We start from the raw sequence: 16,055 nt of genomic DNA, 5'->3' as shown, positions 1-16,055 counted from the left end.
TATGTCTGAACCGGGATTTCTTGGATTAATGGATTAACAGGATCAGCAGCTGAAAAATCAGCAATTAACGATCAGCAAGTAATTCGCGCATGCCTTTTATAGTTTGGTATACTTTATCAAGCTGCGCGTCTGTGATACAGTAAGGCGGAATAATATAGATGATGTTGCCCAATGGACGCAGAATAACGCCTTGTTCCAGCGCGTAATTGTACAGAGTATCGCGTAAATTACTGAAGTATGATGTGCTTTCATCTGCAAATTCGATGGCCAGTATGGTCCCGCGCTGCCTGACTTGCTTTATGCCTTGCAGTGGTTTAAGTTCCTCTGCAAATGCCTGGTGTCTGGTGGCAATGCGTTCTATGTTTTGCTTTGTTTCGGGGCTTGTTGTTAGCTCCAGGCTGGCAATACCGGCTGCACAGGCAACAGGGTTAGCAGTGTAACTATGGCCATGGAAAAGTGTCTTGCCCTTATCGTCTGCCAGAAAAGCATCGTAGATTTTATTGCTGCAGGTTGTAACGCCCAGCGCCATCGTGCCACCGGTCAGGCCTTTCGATAAACAGACCATGTCCGGTTTATGATCCAAATAGTGGCTGGCAAATAACTTTCCGGTGCGTCCAAAACCGGTCATCACTTCGTCGGCTATAGTTAAGATGTTATGTTGCTGGCAGATCTCAAGAAGTTTATCCAATACTTCCGGCTCATACATTATCATACCGGCTGTGCCTAAAACCAGAGGCTCAAAAATAAAAGCAGCTACATTACCGGAAATTGCCAGGCTTTCAAGCTGCGCTATAGTTTCAGCTTCGTTTCCGGCAACGGGCACATCTATAAAATCAACCTCGAACAAATAAGACCAGAAGGGCGCGGTAAACGCACTCCGGCTGCTAACCGCCATGGCACCAAAGGTATCGCCGTGGTAAGAATCCCGGAAAGCGATGATCTTCTTTTTGGGATTGCCCAGGTTAGCCCAGTATTGTATCGCCATTTTAAGCGCCACTTCTACAGCCGTAGAGCCGTTATCAGAGTAAAATATCTTGCTTTGGCCTTCCGGCAAAATCTTCAGTAAACCTTCGGCTAATGCTACGGCTGGCTGATGTGTGAAGCCGGCAAAGATCACATGCTCCAGTGTCTGCAGCTGCGTAGCTACTTTTTCGGCGATGTAAGGATGCGCATGCCCGTGCAGATTTACCCACCACGAGGCCACAGCATCAATATATTCCTTCCCATCCTCAGCAAATAAAAGCGCGCCTTCTCCCCGAACTATAGCAATTGGCAAAGCAGCTGTTTTCATCTGGGTGTACGGGTGCCAGATGATCTGTTGGTCGCGTTCGGCTAAGCTCATAAATACTTAATTGTAAAGGTAGATAACTGTTTAGTAGAGTTTTAGCTATAGGTTATTTTGCTTGATGTTACAGGAATGATGCAAAGTCTTTTGCGTATTCGGCTATAGTTTCCGTGCAGAAATCAGCTTCCTGGCGGATAGATGGCAGACGGCGCAGGCCAGTATATTTTATGATAAAGTCTTCGGTAGAGTTGTTTTCTTCGCCGTTAAAAATAATACCTGCCACCGGCACTTTGCGGTAGCGCAGCACTTCGGCGGTTAGTAAGGTATGGTTAATACTACCCAAATAATTTCGCGAAACCAGGACCACTTCCAGGCCCAGCTGCTGTACCAGGTCCAGGATAAGGTAGCGTTTGTTCAGAGGAACCATCAGTCCGCCGGCACCTTCCACAATCAGGTTGTTGCTGGTTTCGGGTAAGGTAATGCCAAGTACATCAATTTCACGGCCTTCGGCAGCGGCAGCTTTGTGCGGCGACGCGGCCATTTTAAGGCGGTAAGCTTCCGGGTGAAAAACAGAAACAGGATTAGAGACCAGGCTGCGCACCGTGTCAGTATCTGTAAAATCAAGTCCGCCGGCTTGCACTGGTTTCCAGTAGTCGGCTTGCAGGGCTTCGGTTAAAATAGCAGCGGCAACGGTTTTCCCTACTTCCGTACCGATGCCTGTCACAAAATAGCGTTTCATAAGTGGTTGGCTATGGCCTGCACGAGGCCCACAATTTCTTCTTCAGTATTATAAGCGTGTACAATTACACGCAGTCGTTCTTTGCCTTTTGGTACGGTTGGCGACATCACCGGGCGTATATCAAAGCCTTGTTGCTGTAATGTTAAGGCCAGCGGCTTCAACTGTGTGGCATCATCTGTAAAAACAGAGAGTATGACACTATCTGCCGGCGTACAACGGATTCCTTTAATAGCGTTCAGTTGCCCGTATAGTTTAGCTGCCAGCTGTTTTACCCGCTCACGTTCGGTGTGAAGTTGCGGCAGTAAACTATAAGCGCATTTTAAAGCCAGCAGTGCATGTGTAGGCAAACCGGTTGTGTAAATAAATGCCCGGCTATAGTTTACCAGGAACTCCCGCAATACCTTCGGGCCAACTATAGCGGCCCCGTGGTTGCCCATGGCTTTGCCGTAGGTAATAACCTGCGCAAAAACTTTGTCCTGTAAACCTAAAGCTATAGTTAGTCCTTCGCCATTCGCACCATACAAGCCCACGGCATGGGCTTCGTCAACTATAAGCGCGGCGTTATGCGCTTGGCAAACTATAGCCAGTTCCTTTAGTGGGGCTTTATCGCCATCCATCGAGTAAACCGACTCTACCACCACATAAATCTGCCCCGTAGCCCGCTTCAGTTTTTGTTTCAGATCCCGCACATCGTTGTGCCTGAAACTATAGATTTTGGCAAAGCTCAGGCGCAATCCGTCTTTCATGGATGCATGGCTGGCTTCGTCGTAAAAAACGGTGTCGCCACGCTGGGGCAGTGCCGAAAGTAAGCCCACATTCGCCATGTAACCGGAGTTAAAAAGCAGCGCTGCCTCGCCTTTATGATACCCCGCAACTATAGTTTCCAGTTCTTCAAAAAGCGGGTGGTTACCGGATAAAAGCCGGGAGCCGGTTGCCCCTAAAGGCAGATGTTTATAGTTGGTTTCTTCCTCCTGAATTAATTCCCGCAGCTTCTCTGATCGGGCAAGTCCCAGGTAATCGTTAGAGCAAAAGTCAACCAGGCCGGTGGTGGTTTTAAGCGCGCGCAGATTGCCCTGCGCAGCCCGTTCCGCCAGCTTCTGCTGTAGTTTATTAGAAAGTGACAAAGGACTAGTTGACAAAAGACAAAGGATTTAAAGGAAACTATACATCAACTCAAAAGTCCATTGTCTTTTGTCAAACAGTCTATTGTCAAAAACTTAGCACACGTGCTGTGTTTCTTCTTTAAATGATTTTCTTGGATTTAAGCCCAGCAACTCGAACATGGCTTTGTCCTGATCGAAATCCGGGTTAGGAGTGGTTAACAGTTTCTCGCCAGTGAAGATGGAGTTTGCACCAGCCAGGAAGCAAAGTGCCTGCTCGGTTACGCTCATGCGCTCACGGCCAGCCGAAAGGCGAACCATGGTCTTTGGCATCAGGATACGGGCAGTCGCGATCATGCGCACCATCTCCCAGACTGTAACCAGTGGCTGATTTTCCAGAGGCGTACCTTTAACCGGAACCAGCGCATTTACCGGAACAGATTCCGGGTGCTGTACCAGGGTAGATAAAGTATGCAGCATGCCGATGCGATCTTCGTCGGTCTCGCCTAAGCCGATAATGCCACCAGAGCAAACCGAGATGCCCGCTTTACGCACGTTCTCGATGGTATCCAAACGATCGTCGTAAGTGCGGGTCGTAATAATGTTGCTATAGTTCTCTTCGGATGTATCTAAGTTGTGATTGTAGGCATACAGACCGGCTTCTTTCAGCTTTTCGGCCTGGTACTCGTTTACCATGCCTAGTGTGCAGCAAACTTCAAGGCCCATTTCGTTTACGCCTTTTACCATATCCAGCACCTTATCAAAGTCGCGGTTGTCGCGCACTTCGCGCCAGGCAGCACCCATACAGAAACGGGTTGATCCACCCTCTTTCGCGCGCTGCGCTGCAGATAATACCTGTTCCTGGCTTAGTAGTTTATGCACCTCTACATCCGTGTGGAAACGGGCGGCCTGCGGGCAATAAGAGCAATCTTCTGGGCAACCCCCGGTTTTAACCGAAAGTAAGGTACAAACCTGCACTTCGCCGGTTGCCTGATGAATTTTATGAACATTCGCCGCTTCCACAATCAGTTCCAGAATTGGCTTATAGTATATTGCTTTTATCTCGTCCAGCGTCCAGTCGTTACGGATGTCTGCGTTATTTTCGAATTGGCTCATAGTTCACTGTTATTGGACCGCTAAGGTAATTTGAAGAATCAGGAATAAAAAATTGAAATGGTGGGTAATTTTAGTTGAAAAATAGCTAATAGACTCAGCTGTTGCTCTTTCCTTGTGGAAAAATTAGTTTGTTAATTTGTTGAGAAAGCTATCACGATAAAGTTTAATGCTGCCTTGCCGGAAACGGATCCCGCCAATGATATTGTAAAGTCACAAAATATCAGGAAAGCAGATCGGTTCGGCTTTGGGAAGGCTTATGAAAAACGAACCGGTAATGTTACAAACCGGGCTTAGCGGAAGAAGTATACTTTTGAAGTATAGAAATAAAAGTGGAGGCTAAAAATGCTCCCCAAAAGGCAAGGAATGTATCTTTTTGAGCATCCCAGATATCGCCCTGTGTGCCCAGGTAAGCCATGCCCTGCTCCTTAAAGAAAACATCGGCCACAGCCCATTCAATTATCTCATACATGGCACTAACGGCCAGTGTGGTCTGTATCGGATAAAACCATGCTGATTTAACCGGATAGCCCAGCCATTTTATATACATCTCCCGGATTGGGTACGCCAGCAGTAAGCCAAATCCAAAATGTATCAGTCGGTCATAGTGGTTGCGTTCCAGGTTCAGCATGTCTTTAAGCCAGAATCCGAAGGGGTTTTCGGCGTAGGTATACTTAGAGCCATACACGTGCAGGCATAAAAAGATACTGATCAGCACATAACTCAGCGTACTGAATTTATACTTGCGGTACGTTACGATCAGGAAAAGTAAAGCCAGGAAAACCAGTGTATTCTCCAGCAGCCAGTTGTTTATGTCGTTGGTACCCACAAACGTGCTTATCCAAACAGTTACAAATACAACTATAGCTGCCCAAAGCCAGCCATCAGGTTTTTGTGCTGCGGCCCCTTTTAGTTTTGTAACTGACTCCTGCATACATACTTACCTATTATAGGAACAGCTAGTAAGTACGACATTTCTTACTACTTAGCTACAAGCCCTAAAGTATAACTATAGCGTGTCTGCTAGGCAGGCTGTTTGGTACTGGTGTCTTTTATAGGGTGGGTAAATGTTACTTTTGCAAAAAGTATAGCAAAGCTGGCAAAAACTGCGCCCACAACCCATAACGGTGTACTACCAGGGCCAGCAAAGGCAGCTTTTAGCAAAGCCATGCTACCAACTATAAAATGCATCAGGTTTCCGATAGCCACAGGTCTGCTGTATACTCCGCCAATCAGGTTGGCACGGGCCATCCAGTTCAGCATGGCAAAGCCAAGGTAGGCCGCACCCAGCAACTGAAGTATCACCGGGAAGAATGCAACCGAGCTTGCACCCGCATACTCTAAAATCTCATCAGGAAGAAAAGAAAGTAAAATACCGATAGCGCCTAACACGATAGCACTTGCAGACATAAGGAGTTTTGTGTTCATAGGTTTTTGTTTTAGCTCAATATCAGAAATATTCTTAAAAATAAATATTATGTGCTAAAAATGCTTTTTAATCTACCTGTAAGCGATACAACTCAGTTTTATAAGATATTTTATAAATAGCAGCCTTTTATTTGAACTATAATAAGAAGCTGGAAGTTAAGCTGAAAATTCTGAAACCAATTTTTTGTCTTCGGTGAAAATATAAAAGCTTAAACTATAGGTATATGGTAAAACGTTTTACCCGCATTGTGAATTTTTTCTTAGGCTGCCTGGTAGTAGCATTGGTATTTTCCGGGGATGCTCTGGCCCAGATCAGCCTTAACCCTTTTACTAAAAGTTACACACAGGATTTTAATACGCTTCCGTCTTCCGGTACAGGTGTGTGGGAGCATGGGACAAGCTACATCCCGGGCTGGTTTCTCTTCCGGACGGCGCCAGTAACCACAACCCTTACAGCCGGTACAGGCTCTCATAATGCAGGTGGTTTGTATAGTTTTGGTTTAGCCGGAAGTACAGACCGTGCTTTAGGTTCTATTGCATCTGCTAGTAAAGATGTTGGAGAGTTTGCCTGGGGGTTGATGATTCAGAATAATACTGGGCAAACTATCACGTCTTTAAACATCAGTTTTACAGGTGAGCAGTGGAGGAGTGCCAGAGCAGCTGCACCACAGCACATGTTGTCTTTCTGGTATGCCACCGGTGCTGATCCGGCTGCTTTTAACCTTTCTCCTAAATCAGATGCAGGCTGGATAAATGTAAAAGAGCTGGATTTTAAGGGACCTGTTTTTTACGCTGCCGGAGGAGCCTTAAATGGAAATGATCCTGCCAATAAACGCTACCTGTCAACTTCTATCCCGGTTACAATTCCTGATAAAGGCTATGTAATGCTGCGCTGGAAGGATCTGGATGAATTTGAAAATGACCATGGTTTGGCGATAGATGATTTTAGCCTGACATGGAGCACCGATGTAAATGGCGGACCAACTATACTCCCTGTTGAGCTGGTAAATTTTAAAGCTACCTCGCAAAGCAATGCTGTGCAGCTACAGTGGGCAACCGCTTCAGAAAAAAATAACAGTCATTTTATAGTTGAAAGAAGTCAGGACAGCAAAGATTTCAGAGCAATAACCACTGTTGAAGGTAAAGGTACCAGTGCAACACGCACCAACTATAGTTTTACAGATGAAGATCCGCTGCAAGGCTTGATGTACTATAGATTAAAGCAAGTAGATGTTGATGGGTCGTTCACTTATTCTAAAACGATAGCTGTAAAGGTTCAGCCTCTTAGCCGAGCTATACTTTACCCAACTATAACCTCTGATCTGTTGTACCTGGATGTGCCTGAAACCACAGAACACACTTTAACTATAGTTGACCTGGCAGGAATGGAAATCTATAATGCAGAAGTAGCAATGGGGGAGCGGCGACAAGTAATTGAAGTTGGCAGGTTCAGGGCAGGAACGTATAGCTTGCTCTTGGTTGATAAATCGGGGTTGAGGCAGGTATTTCGGTTTGTAAAGCGGTAAATTTGTATCACTATAAAACAGAAAAGGCAGCTATAGTTAGCTGCCTTTTCTGTTTTATGTATATGCGTTCTGTTATACCGAGAAGCTGTCTCCGCAACCGCAGGTGCGGCTGGCGTTCGGGTTGTTAAAGAAAAAGCCCTTGCCATTCAGTCCGTCAGAGAAATCAAGTTCAGTGCCGGCCAGGTACAGGAAGCTTTTCATGTCTACCACTACCTTAATGCCTTTGTCTTCAAATTCCTGGTCCATCGGCTTCACTTCATCATCAAAGTCAAGGTTATACGACAGACCGGAGCAACCACCGCCTGCAACAGAAGCACGCAAACGGAAGCTATCATCCAGCTGTGCATCATGCTTCAGCTTTACAACTTTCTCTTTTGCTTTATCTGATACTGTTATCATAACTATAAATCTTTAAGATACCGGATTCATTACAACACTAAAAACAGTAATAGTGTTCATGTCGCGGCTAAAGTATAATTTATCGAGCGCCTCATACATATTGCGTGCCCTGAAGTAAGAGGTGTTCAATTCCTTGTCACCGCGCGCCATCCACTGCACTGTAAAAGAGCTTTCCTTATCGCGGTAATTCTGCACGTACTCCCACATCTTGCGAAGCACATCCACACGGTCGAAACCAACTTCTGTATGAAACAGGAACGACTGGTTGTGGCGCGGATTTACCGTAATCAGGTCCAGGCGAACGTTGTTGTCCATCTGGCGGAACTCAAAAAGCAGACTGCTGCCGCTTATTCCTAAGTGGTTCTCAATCTGCTTCTGAATGCGTGCACTTTCAACGTGCACATCTGTCTTCGACTCCATTCGTGAGTCCGGGTTTCTTAGTGGTGAGACTTAGGCAGCTCAAGAGCTGGTAAACCGTTCTTTACTCTGTAGTCGTTGATCGCAGATTTAATAGCATCTTCAGCCAGCACAGAACAGTGAATTTTAACAGGCGGCAAAGCCAGTTCTTCCACTATATCCATGTTGTCGATAGATAATGCTTCGTCAACAGACTTACCTTTTAACCACTCGGTAGCTAACGAAGAAGAAGCGATAGCAGAACCACAACCAAATGTTTTGAACTTGGCATCGGTGATGATCTGGTTCTCATCTACTTCAATCTGAAGGCGCATTACGTCGCCGCACTCAGGTGCACCTACAAGGCCGGTACCCACATTGTTCTTCGCTTTATCAAGCGTACCAACGTTTCGTGGGTTGTTATAATGATCAATTACTTTATCTGAATAAGCCATAGCTTTGTTTAATTACTAATTGTGAATGATGAATGACTAATAAAAGGTTGAGTAATTATTCATTACTCATTATCCATTACTAATTATCTTAATGTTCTGCCCACTCAATAGAGTTCAGGTCGATGCCTTCTTTGTACATCTCCCAAAGCGGAGACATTTCGCGAAGTTTGGCAACTGCTTCTTTCACGTGACCGATCGCATAGTCCACTTCTTCATCCGTAGTGAATCTGCTGAAACCGAAACGTAACGAAGAGTGAGCCAGGTCATCACTTAAACCCAGTGCTTTTAATACGTAAGATGGCTCCAAAGATGCTGAAGTACAGGCAGATCCGGAAGAAACTGCGATGTCTTTCACACCCATCATCAGGCCTTCGCCTTCTACATATTTAAACGAGATGTTGGTTACGTGTGGCAAACGGTGCTCCACAGATCCGTTAACATAAGACTCTTCTATAGTTAGCAACTCTTTTTCCAAACGGTCGCGCATGGCAGAGATACGGGCTGTGTCAGCTTCCATTTCCTGCTTGGCAAGCTCGCAGGCCTTACCTAAACCAACTATACCGGTCACGTTCAGTGTACCAGAGCGCATGCCACGCTCGTGTCCGCCACCGTCCATCTGGGCAGTAACTTTAACACGCGGGTTCTTGCGACGCACATATAGCGCACCAACACCCTTAGGGCCGTACATTTTATGACCAGAGAAAGCCATCAGGTCAATTCCGTCAGCTTCTACATCTACTGGTATTTTACCAACTGCCTGCGTAGCATCTGTAAAGAACAGTACGCCATGCTTTTTAGCGATAGCGGAAATTTCTTTGATTGGCTGGATAACACCAACTTCGTTATTGGCATACATAATAGAGATCAGGATCGTTTTATCCGTGATCGCTTCTTCCAGTTCTTTCAGGTCGATAAGGCCTTTTTCGTTTACTTTCAGATAAGTTACCTTTCCGCCTAGCTTTTCGATATGCTTGCACGTATCAAGTACAGCTTTGTGCTCTGTTGTAGCCGTGATAATATGATTACCCTTGGTGGCATACATTTCGAACACACCTTTAATAGCCAGGTTATCAGACTCTGTAGCACCAGAAGTAAAGATGATCTCTTTCGGAGAGCAGTTAATAAGCGAAGCGATCTGCTCGCGGGCATAATCAACAGCTTCTTCTGCATGCCAGCCAAAAGCGTGGTTACGGGAAGCCGCGTTACCAAACTTGCTAGTCAGGTAAGGCATCATAGCGTCCAGTACGCGCGGGTCCAGCGGCGTAGTAGCGTTGTTGTCTAAATATATCGGAAATGTTAGCATAGCACTTTATCTCTTATAACTCTGCTACCATAACAGTCGGCAGAATTGATTAGTTTTGATTCGGTGCAAAAATACGAAATTTTACTTACTTAGACTAATTACAAATTAAAAATGAAGAAGGTAGAACATATCGGTATAGCTGTTAAAAATTTTAGTGAGGCAAACAGTTTATACTATAAATTACTTGGCGTAGAACCGTATAAAGCAGAGTATGTGGAGTCGGAAGGAGTTAATACTTCGTTCTTCAGGGTAGGCGAGACCAAAATTGAGTTACTGGAAGCCACCAACCCGGATAGTGCCATTGCAAAGTTCATAGAAAAACGGGGCGAAGGCATCCATCATATCGCATTTGAAGTAGAAGATATTATAGCGGAAATGGAACGCCTGAAACAGGAAGGTTTTATTTTGCTGAACGAGCAGCCCAAGAAAGGTGCTGATAATAAACTGGTTTGCTTTGTGCACCCCAAAAGTGCCAACGGCGTGCTGATAGAACTGACGCAGGAAATACGATAGATTGTTAAGTTGCTGGATTGTTTACTTGTTAACTCACCCGATAAGGTTAACTATAGCTTTTCAGTAATTAAACCATATAACAATTAAACATTCGAAACTATGAAAGACTTAGTAAGGGAAGTGCAGGCGGCTGAGGAAGAGTTGCTGATGGGCAATGTAATTCTGTACCCGACTGATACGGTTTGGGGTATAGGCTGCGACGCGCACGAAGCTAAGGCAGTACAAAAAGTCTTTAAAATAAAAGAGCGCGACCCTTCCAAATCCATGATCATACTGGTGGCTGACATTAATATGGTGAAGCATTATGTGGCAAATGTGCCGGATAAATTCGAGAAGATGCTGGAAGAGCAGGAGCAACCCACAACCTATATTTTTGAAGGAGCACAAAATCTGCCTGAAGAAGTAATTGCACCTGACGGAACTATAGCTATACGCGTGGTGAAGGATGAGTTCTGCCATAAACTGATACGCCAGCTCGACAGGCCTTTGGTTTCTACATCAGCCAACCTGAGCGGAGGTAAATCACCGGCTACATTTGCTGAAATAGATGAAGAAGTGAAAAAACGGGTTGATTATGTAGTTCGCTGGCGACAGGATGAAGAATCAGAAGCCAAGCCGTCACGTATCGTAAAAATAAAGCCCAACGGCGAAATAGAAACTATAAGAGAGTAACTATAGCTAGCCATTTTTTGAACAGAACGAAGTACTAAATATAGATTGGCCTGTAGTTATTTTAACTATTTGTCTGTTCTCCTGCTAAGGTGCTTTCGATTTAATACATTATTTTTGCGCCTCAGGTGTGGCAAAACCACCTGAGGCTTTATTTTTTGATGGAAACTATAAAACTGCCCGATAATCCGGTTTTTGATGTGGTAGCTTCTGCAGCGGCAGAGCTTGGTGTAGATGCTTACGTTATCGGTGGCTTTGTGCGCGACCTGGTGTTAAAACGGCCTTCCAAAGATATTGACGTGGTCTGTATCGGGGACGGAATAGCCCTGGCCGAGTTAGTTTCCAAAAACCTGCCCCATAAACCAAAAGTCTCTGTTTTTAAGAATTTTGGTACGGCCATGCTTCGGTTTAATGATTGGGAAGTGGAGTTTGTCGGGGCACGGAAGGAATCGTATAGAGAACATTCGCGCAAACCCGAAGTGGAACTGGGCACGCTGGATGATGACCTGAAACGCAGAGACTTTACCATCAACGCGCTGGGAATTAGTCTGAATAAAGCCAACTATGGCCAGCTGATAGATGAGTTTAACGGACTGAAGGACATGAAACGGAAGATCATCCGTACGCCTTTAGAGCCCGGCATTACTTTTTCTGATGATCCCCTGCGCATGATGCGCGCCATCCGTTTTGCTACACAGCTTGGCTTCGACATTGACCCGGATACCTTTGATGCCATTACAGATAATAAAGAGCGCATCAAGATCGTATCGCAGGAGCGGATAACCGATGAGCTGAATAAGATCATTCTTGCACCTGTGCCGAGCTACGGCTTTAAATTGCTTTTCGCTTCCGGCTTACTGCACCTCATCTTCCCGAAAATGGTGGAGCTGCAAGGCGTAGAAACCAAAAACGGAAACTCGCACAAAGATAATTTTTACCACACACTGCAGGTGTTAGATAATGTAGCCCAGGTTTCGGATGATCTTTGGCTGCGCTGGTCAGCTATACTGCACGATATTGCCAAACCCGATACAAAACGTTATTCCCCAAAAGTAGGCTGGACCTTTCACGGGCACGAAGACCGCGGCGCGCGTATGGTGCCGAAGATCTTTAAAGACCTGAAACTGCCCCTGAACGAGCACATGCGCTTTGTGCAGAAACTTGTAAAACTGCATTTACGCCCAATAGCGCTGGTAAAAGATACCGTTACAGATTCTGCTTTGCGTCGCCTTTTATTTGAGACCGGTGATGATATTGATGCCCTGATGGCTTTGTGCCGCGCTGACATAACCTCTAAGAACGATGTGAAAGTGAAGCGCTACATTCAGAACTTTGATAAGGTAGAAAAACGCCTGGTTGAGGTAGAGGAGAGCGATAAACTAAGAAACTTCCAGCCTGTCATTACCGGCGAGATCATCATGGAAACCTTTGACCTGAAGCCATCTAAAACAGTGGGCGACCTGAAAGAAGTGTTGACCGAAGCCATACTGGAAGGAAAAGTAAAGAATGAATTTGACGAAGCCTATAGTTACCTGCTGCAGGTTGGTGAGCAAAAAGGGCTTCAGGTTGTAAATAAAAAGACTTTATAAAGAAAAGGAGAGTAGCAGCACTGTTACTCTCCTTTTTAATGCTCCGGTATTTATCAGCTTGTGCAGGGCTGCATTCTCCTGCGCCTCCCTGTCCTTTTCTCCGCTTAGAACAAAATCTGTAATTACCCGGAGCATTTACAGCTACCCGAGATTTAAAGCTATTTCCGAAAGTTGCTACTAACTATAGTTTTAGTCTACAGAAGATATCAGTTAATAAGTAAGGACTGACTGGAAGTGGGGAAGATGGTTTCCTGCTTCAGCTTCTCCCTGGGTTGGGAGAAGCCTTGCAGAATCATCAAACAACTAAACAAGGGTGATATTACAGGAAACGTGCTAGACGTCGGGTAATGTCTATAGTTTTATAATGTACTCAGGCAGTGTTATGAGCGGGCTAAATCAGGTAAGAAGGATTTAGTCCGCTTTTTATTCAGTAGAACTATAATCTATAGTTCTACTGGCGTTCTACTTTGCTGGCACCATCCGCATTTATCTGCTTACTGGTAGGGTTGCCTTTGTAGCTGATACGGCTTGCTCCGGATGCATCGGCAGTAAGGCTTGAAGTAGCATACACATCTATTTTATTGGCACCGCTTGCTTCAACCCGAACATCGCTGGCACGTAACTGCTCCGCATTAACTTTGCAGGCACCGGCAGCATCCAGCTCGAACCGGTCGGTAGTTCCGGTAAAACGTGTGCTTGTTGCGCCTGCAAGGTCAGCGCGTATAGTTCTGGCTCTTACATTGATGGCCGCTTTAACTGCGCCGGCAAGATCAAGATCAAGCTCGTTGGTGTTAATGCCTGTTACATCTGCTTTAATGGCCCCACCAAGCTCCAACCGTTGCAGATCAGGCACTGTAATCTGAATAAGTACCGGCTCATGGTCTTCAAACAGGTTAAATACCTTGTCTTCAGACTCTATAGTTAGCTCTCCGCCGTTTTCACTTACTTCCATCTTTCTGATTTCGCGCTGGCTGCCACGTACTGTTACCTGGTGGCGGTTGCCTTGCTTTATCTGCACATGGTAATGGCCGGCAATGCTGATATGGTTGAAGTTGCTGAAAGGGAAAGTTTTCGTGTTGGAACCGTACTCTCGCTCGTTGTCAAGTACGCTCTCGTGATTACCAATTTCATCAGCTTCGTAAAAAGCGCCACCGTTAAAATCAGATCCCTGCTCTTCAGTGTCTAAGGTGTCACTGGCGCATGTTATACATTCCAGCATATCGCCTTTGGCTTTCCAGGTATTTCTAACTATTTTATCATAGCCGTAATCCTGATCGAAAGTAGCGCTTGGCAACAGGTATACAAACTCACGGGTCAGGCGGAAAGGTTTATCTTTAGGTAACCGGAGTACGATGGTCAGGTCCTGGTCACGGAAGCTGGCCCCTTTTTTAAACTCATAGCTGTTGTCGAAACGCAGCGTTGAATCCTGTTGCACCACACGATAAGTCACCATGCGGGCATTCTTCTTAGCTTCTTCTTCGGTGCGGCCTTTGGCTTCTATCTGCTGCAGAATCTCGATATTAGGCCCGTTATGCTCACGCACATCTACATACAGGTTATTGTACTCCAGGTCCATGTCATAAGCATCCAGAACGCTAATGCCAGCAGCAGGTACTGTTTTAGTGATCGTAATTTCGCCGCTGCGCTTAAAGTTGCCGCTGTAAGAGATGATAGAGGCGATCATAACTATAAGTGCCAGTACCCAAACTCCGAATAATGACCAGCCCAGGGTAGGGCGCATAAAGAATCGTTTAGCAAGTAAGCCGATTGCAAGCAACATTAAGAACAGAAGGGGGATTAGGCCTACAATAAGACCTGCAACCAATCCGAATCTGGGAAATCCACCCAGCCAGATAGTTGAGTCAAAAGGCTCCATTTGCATAACGGTATTATCATTAATCCAGCCCATGCCCTGGAAGAAGGCCGCAAAAAGACCAACTATAAGCGAGGCAGAAACCAGCAACAGCATAATGCCGGCTGCCACACGGATAAGTGCGATCAGGAAGCCTAAAACCGGGCCCAGGGCAGTGCCTAGCCAGTTTATGATCTGGGATATAAGGCGGATAGGTAATAAGATGATCTTGGCAAGCGTATTCTCCTGACCATACTGGTCCTTCATGTTCAGGTTATCTTTCAGGGTTTGCTCTATGCCTGCCAGCGTAACCGGGTTACCCTGCATCTGCATGCGTTCTGTGAGCGTTACCGCTTCGGGTACCGCTATCCATAAAACGATGTATAACAGTAACCCGAAGCCGCCCAGAAAGATGGAAATAAGGAACAGAATGCGAACTACAGCTATATCTACCCCGAAGTACTTGGCAATACCGCTGGCCACGCCGCCTAATTTCTTGTCATCAGGGTCTCTGAAAAGCCTTTTTACATTGGTTTCAGGTAACTCATGGCTCTCAGGCATCCCAATCCATAACACAATGTAAATTATAAATGCTGCTATTGCCGAGATACCAGCCGATAATACACCTAGTACTACAAACAAAATGAAGAACAAACGGATCCAGACAACATCAATGGTAAGGTAGTTGGCTATACCAGCACACACACCGCTTACTACTTTGCGGTTTATATCGCGGTATAGTTTTTTAGTGCCCGGTATTGCATAAGCAGAGGACGCACCGGCGGCTCCACCTGCATTATAGTTTGGAATCTCTTCATCTTCCGGCTCAGAAATTTCAAACTCCGTAACATTACCCATTCTGGCGATCAGGTACTGCACATCTTCCTGCGAGATAACCTGTTTGCCAGCAGAAAGCCGTGCAGAAAAGATCTCCGCAATTCGCAGCTCTATATCAGCAACTATTTCATCGTGTCCCTCATAGTTAGAGAAATACGTGCGGATAGAAGCCAAATATCTGCTCAGCTGCTCATAGCCATCTTCTTCAATATGGAAGATGATGCCTTGTAAGTTGATGCTTATATTCTTTTTCATGACTAATTAGCTTTCTTGTTTTGAATGATGAAGTCGGTGGATTCTACCAGTTCCTGCCATGTGTTGCGAAGTTGCTCCAGAAAGGCTTTCCCTGACTCGGTTAGGGTGTAGTACTTGCGGGGAGGCCCTGATGTGGATTCTACCCAACTGTAGTCGAGAAGCGACGCGTTTTTGAGGCGGGTTAGTAACGGGTAAAGGGTTCCCTCCACAACGATCATCTTGGCTGCTGTTAGCTCTTCCAACATATCGGACGCATATACTTCACCACGAGAGATAATCTCAAGGATGCAGAATTCCAGAATTCCCTTCCGCATCTGCACTTGTGTGTTTTCTACTTTCATGATGGTGATGTTTATATTGATGAAGCAAATATAATATAAGGTACTATGTAAAGCAAGGTACTGTTTAAAAATAATTACGTAACTTTTTAAAAAGGGTTAAGTAGACAGGAAAATTTATATTTTTATAGTGTATTTTTGTCTTTAAAATATATTTGGTGCCAGCACAACTTATTTAGCGAAAGTCGTGTTAGTGGATCAAATCAGGTAAATTGGTTTTTAAGGTGGCACAACCCCGTGCTGCTGATCTAGATAATT

16 protein-coding genes are annotated in these 16,055 nt (G+C 45.4%); 4 read left to right on the top strand and 12 right to left on the bottom strand.

The genetic code is table 11. The features are described 5' to 3' along the window. Positions 1 to 64 precede the first annotated feature (64 nt). The 6 genes from bioA to GSQ66_RS08380 all read right to left on the bottom strand — a co-directional run bounded on the left by bioA (position 65) and on the right by GSQ66_RS08380 (position 5,665). Positions 65 to 1,342, bottom strand: a complete 1,278-nt coding sequence (bioA, locus tag GSQ66_RS08405; protein WP_162427063.1) for an adenosylmethionine--8-amino-7-oxononanoate transaminase — start codon at positions 1,340 to 1,342, stop codon at positions 65 to 67. 67 nt (positions 1,343 to 1,409) lie between these two features. Further along, positions 1,410 to 2,024, bottom strand: a complete 615-nt coding sequence (bioD, locus tag GSQ66_RS08400) for a dethiobiotin synthase (protein ID WP_162427062.1) — start codon at positions 2,022 to 2,024, stop codon at positions 1,410 to 1,412. After that, positions 2,021 to 3,148 (bottom strand): aminotransferase class I/II-fold pyridoxal phosphate-dependent enzyme, encoded by a 1,128-nt coding sequence (locus GSQ66_RS08395; RefSeq protein ID WP_162427061.1) that lies wholly within the window; start codon positions 3,146 to 3,148, stop codon positions 2,021 to 2,023. The genes bioD and GSQ66_RS08395 overlap by 4 nt, the downstream gene beginning before the upstream one ends. Before the next feature lie 93 nt (positions 3,149 to 3,241). Next, positions 3,242 to 4,240, bottom strand: a complete 999-nt coding sequence (bioB, locus tag GSQ66_RS08390; protein WP_162427060.1) for a biotin synthase BioB — start codon at positions 4,238 to 4,240, stop codon at positions 3,242 to 3,244. Between the two features lie 277 nt (positions 4,241 to 4,517). Continuing rightward, complete coding sequence (locus tag GSQ66_RS08385; protein WP_162427059.1) at positions 4,518 to 5,171, bottom strand: DUF2238 domain-containing protein; 654 nt, start codon at positions 5,169 to 5,171, stop codon at positions 4,518 to 4,520. A gap of 89 nt (positions 5,172 to 5,260) precedes the next feature. Further along, on the bottom strand, positions 5,261 to 5,665 hold the full coding sequence (locus tag GSQ66_RS08380; protein ID WP_162427058.1) for a hypothetical protein: 405 nt from the start codon (positions 5,663 to 5,665) through the stop codon (positions 5,261 to 5,263). A gap of 224 nt (positions 5,666 to 5,889) precedes the next feature. On the opposite strand from GSQ66_RS08380, the gene GSQ66_RS08375 reads away from it, so the two are divergent. Next, on the top strand, positions 5,890 to 7,191 hold the full coding sequence (locus GSQ66_RS08375) for a fibronectin type III domain-containing protein (RefSeq protein ID WP_162427057.1): 1,302 nt from the start codon (positions 5,890 to 5,892) through the stop codon (positions 7,189 to 7,191). A 72-nt stretch (positions 7,192 to 7,263) separates the two neighbouring features. Here the strand turns inward: GSQ66_RS08375 and GSQ66_RS08370 are convergent, their stop codons facing one another. From GSQ66_RS08370 to GSQ66_RS08355, 4 genes are all read right to left on the bottom strand, one after another. Then, complete coding sequence (locus GSQ66_RS08370; protein ID WP_162427056.1) at positions 7,264 to 7,590, bottom strand: HesB/IscA family protein; 327 nt, start codon at positions 7,588 to 7,590, stop codon at positions 7,264 to 7,266. A gap of 12 nt (positions 7,591 to 7,602) precedes the next feature. Then, positions 7,603 to 8,010, bottom strand: a complete 408-nt coding sequence (locus GSQ66_RS08365; RefSeq protein ID WP_162427055.1) for a hypothetical protein — start codon at positions 8,008 to 8,010, stop codon at positions 7,603 to 7,605. A 17-nt stretch (positions 8,011 to 8,027) separates the two neighbouring features. Then, on the bottom strand, positions 8,028 to 8,441 hold the full coding sequence (gene iscU, locus GSQ66_RS08360; RefSeq protein WP_162427054.1) for a Fe-S cluster assembly scaffold IscU: 414 nt from the start codon (positions 8,439 to 8,441) through the stop codon (positions 8,028 to 8,030). Positions 8,442 to 8,529: 88 nt separating this feature from the next. Then, on the bottom strand, positions 8,530 to 9,744 hold the full coding sequence (locus GSQ66_RS08355) for an IscS subfamily cysteine desulfurase (protein ID WP_162427053.1): 1,215 nt from the start codon (positions 9,742 to 9,744) through the stop codon (positions 8,530 to 8,532). Positions 9,745 to 9,855: 111 nt separating this feature from the next. Here GSQ66_RS08355 and mce point away from each other — a divergent pair, with 111 nt between their 5' ends. From mce to GSQ66_RS08340, 3 genes are all read left to right on the top strand, one after another. Further along, complete coding sequence (gene mce / locus GSQ66_RS08350; RefSeq protein ID WP_162427052.1) at positions 9,856 to 10,257, top strand: methylmalonyl-CoA epimerase; 402 nt, start codon at positions 9,856 to 9,858, stop codon at positions 10,255 to 10,257. A 99-nt stretch (positions 10,258 to 10,356) separates the two neighbouring features. Next, positions 10,357 to 10,929 carry an L-threonylcarbamoyladenylate synthase gene (locus GSQ66_RS08345; RefSeq protein ID WP_162427051.1) on the top strand — a complete coding sequence of 191 codons (573 nt, stop codon included), beginning with the start codon at positions 10,357 to 10,359 and terminating at the stop codon, positions 10,927 to 10,929. A 158-nt stretch (positions 10,930 to 11,087) separates the two neighbouring features. Further along, entirely contained in the window at positions 11,088 to 12,515 is a 1,428-nt protein-coding gene (locus GSQ66_RS08340; protein WP_162427050.1) for a CCA tRNA nucleotidyltransferase, read from the top strand. 451 nt (positions 12,516 to 12,966) lie between these two features. Here the strand turns inward: GSQ66_RS08340 and GSQ66_RS08335 are convergent, their stop codons facing one another. Both GSQ66_RS08335 and GSQ66_RS08330 read right to left on the bottom strand, forming a co-directional pair. Then, complete coding sequence (locus GSQ66_RS08335; protein ID WP_162427049.1) at positions 12,967 to 15,459, bottom strand: GIN domain-containing protein; 2,493 nt, start codon at positions 15,457 to 15,459, stop codon at positions 12,967 to 12,969. 2 nt (positions 15,460 to 15,461) lie between these two features. Next, entirely contained in the window at positions 15,462 to 15,800 is a 339-nt protein-coding gene (locus GSQ66_RS08330) for a PadR family transcriptional regulator (protein WP_162427048.1), read from the bottom strand. Positions 15,801 to 16,055: the final 255 nt, after the last annotated feature.

Origin of the sequence: Pontibacter pudoricolor (genome assembly GCF_010092985.1) — a bacterium.
GTDB classification, from domain to species: domain Bacteria; phylum Bacteroidota; class Bacteroidia; order Cytophagales; family Hymenobacteraceae; genus Pontibacter; species Pontibacter pudoricolor.
Note: the sequence above shows the minus strand (reverse complement) of the source record. Positions and strands in the feature narration are given on the sequence as shown.

Excerpts from the sequence above, each read along its gene's own strand:
- GSQ66_RS08380 (WP_162427058.1), bottom strand. The coding sequence starts at position 5,665 with ATGAACACAAAACTCCTTATGTCTGCAAGTGCTATCGTGTTAGGCGCT.
- GSQ66_RS08385 (WP_162427059.1), bottom strand. The coding sequence starts at position 5,171 with ATGCAGGAGTCAGTTACAAAACTAAAAGGGGCCGCAGCACAAAAACCT.
- GSQ66_RS08340 (WP_162427050.1), top strand. The coding sequence starts at position 11,088 with ATGGAAACTATAAAACTGCCCGATAATCCGGTTTTTGATGTGGTAGCT.
- GSQ66_RS08335 (WP_162427049.1), bottom strand. The coding sequence starts at position 15,459 with ATGAAAAAGAATATAAGCATCAACTTACAAGGCATCATCTTCCATATT.
- GSQ66_RS08355 (WP_162427053.1), bottom strand. The coding sequence starts at position 9,744 with ATGCTAACATTTCCGATATATTTAGACAACAACGCTACTACGCCGCTG.
- GSQ66_RS08375 (WP_162427057.1), top strand. The coding sequence starts at position 5,890 with ATGGTAAAACGTTTTACCCGCATTGTGAATTTTTTCTTAGGCTGCCTG.
- mce (WP_162427052.1), top strand. The coding sequence starts at position 9,856 with ATGAAGAAGGTAGAACATATCGGTATAGCTGTTAAAAATTTTAGTGAG.
- GSQ66_RS08345 (WP_162427051.1), top strand. The coding sequence starts at position 10,357 with ATGAAAGACTTAGTAAGGGAAGTGCAGGCGGCTGAGGAAGAGTTGCTG.
- iscU (WP_162427054.1), bottom strand. The coding sequence starts at position 8,441 with ATGGCTTATTCAGATAAAGTAATTGATCATTATAACAACCCACGAAAC.
- GSQ66_RS08370 (WP_162427056.1), bottom strand. The coding sequence starts at position 7,590 with ATGATAACAGTATCAGATAAAGCAAAAGAGAAAGTTGTAAAGCTGAAG.
- GSQ66_RS08330 (WP_162427048.1), bottom strand. The coding sequence starts at position 15,800 with ATGAAAGTAGAAAACACACAAGTGCAGATGCGGAAGGGAATTCTGGAA.
- bioD (WP_162427062.1), bottom strand. The coding sequence starts at position 2,024 with ATGAAACGCTATTTTGTGACAGGCATCGGTACGGAAGTAGGGAAAACC.
- bioA (WP_162427063.1), bottom strand. The coding sequence starts at position 1,342 with ATGAGCTTAGCCGAACGCGACCAACAGATCATCTGGCACCCGTACACC.
- GSQ66_RS08365 (WP_162427055.1), bottom strand. The coding sequence starts at position 8,010 with ATGGAGTCGAAGACAGATGTGCACGTTGAAAGTGCACGCATTCAGAAG.
- bioB (WP_162427060.1), bottom strand. The coding sequence starts at position 4,240 with ATGAGCCAATTCGAAAATAACGCAGACATCCGTAACGACTGGACGCTG.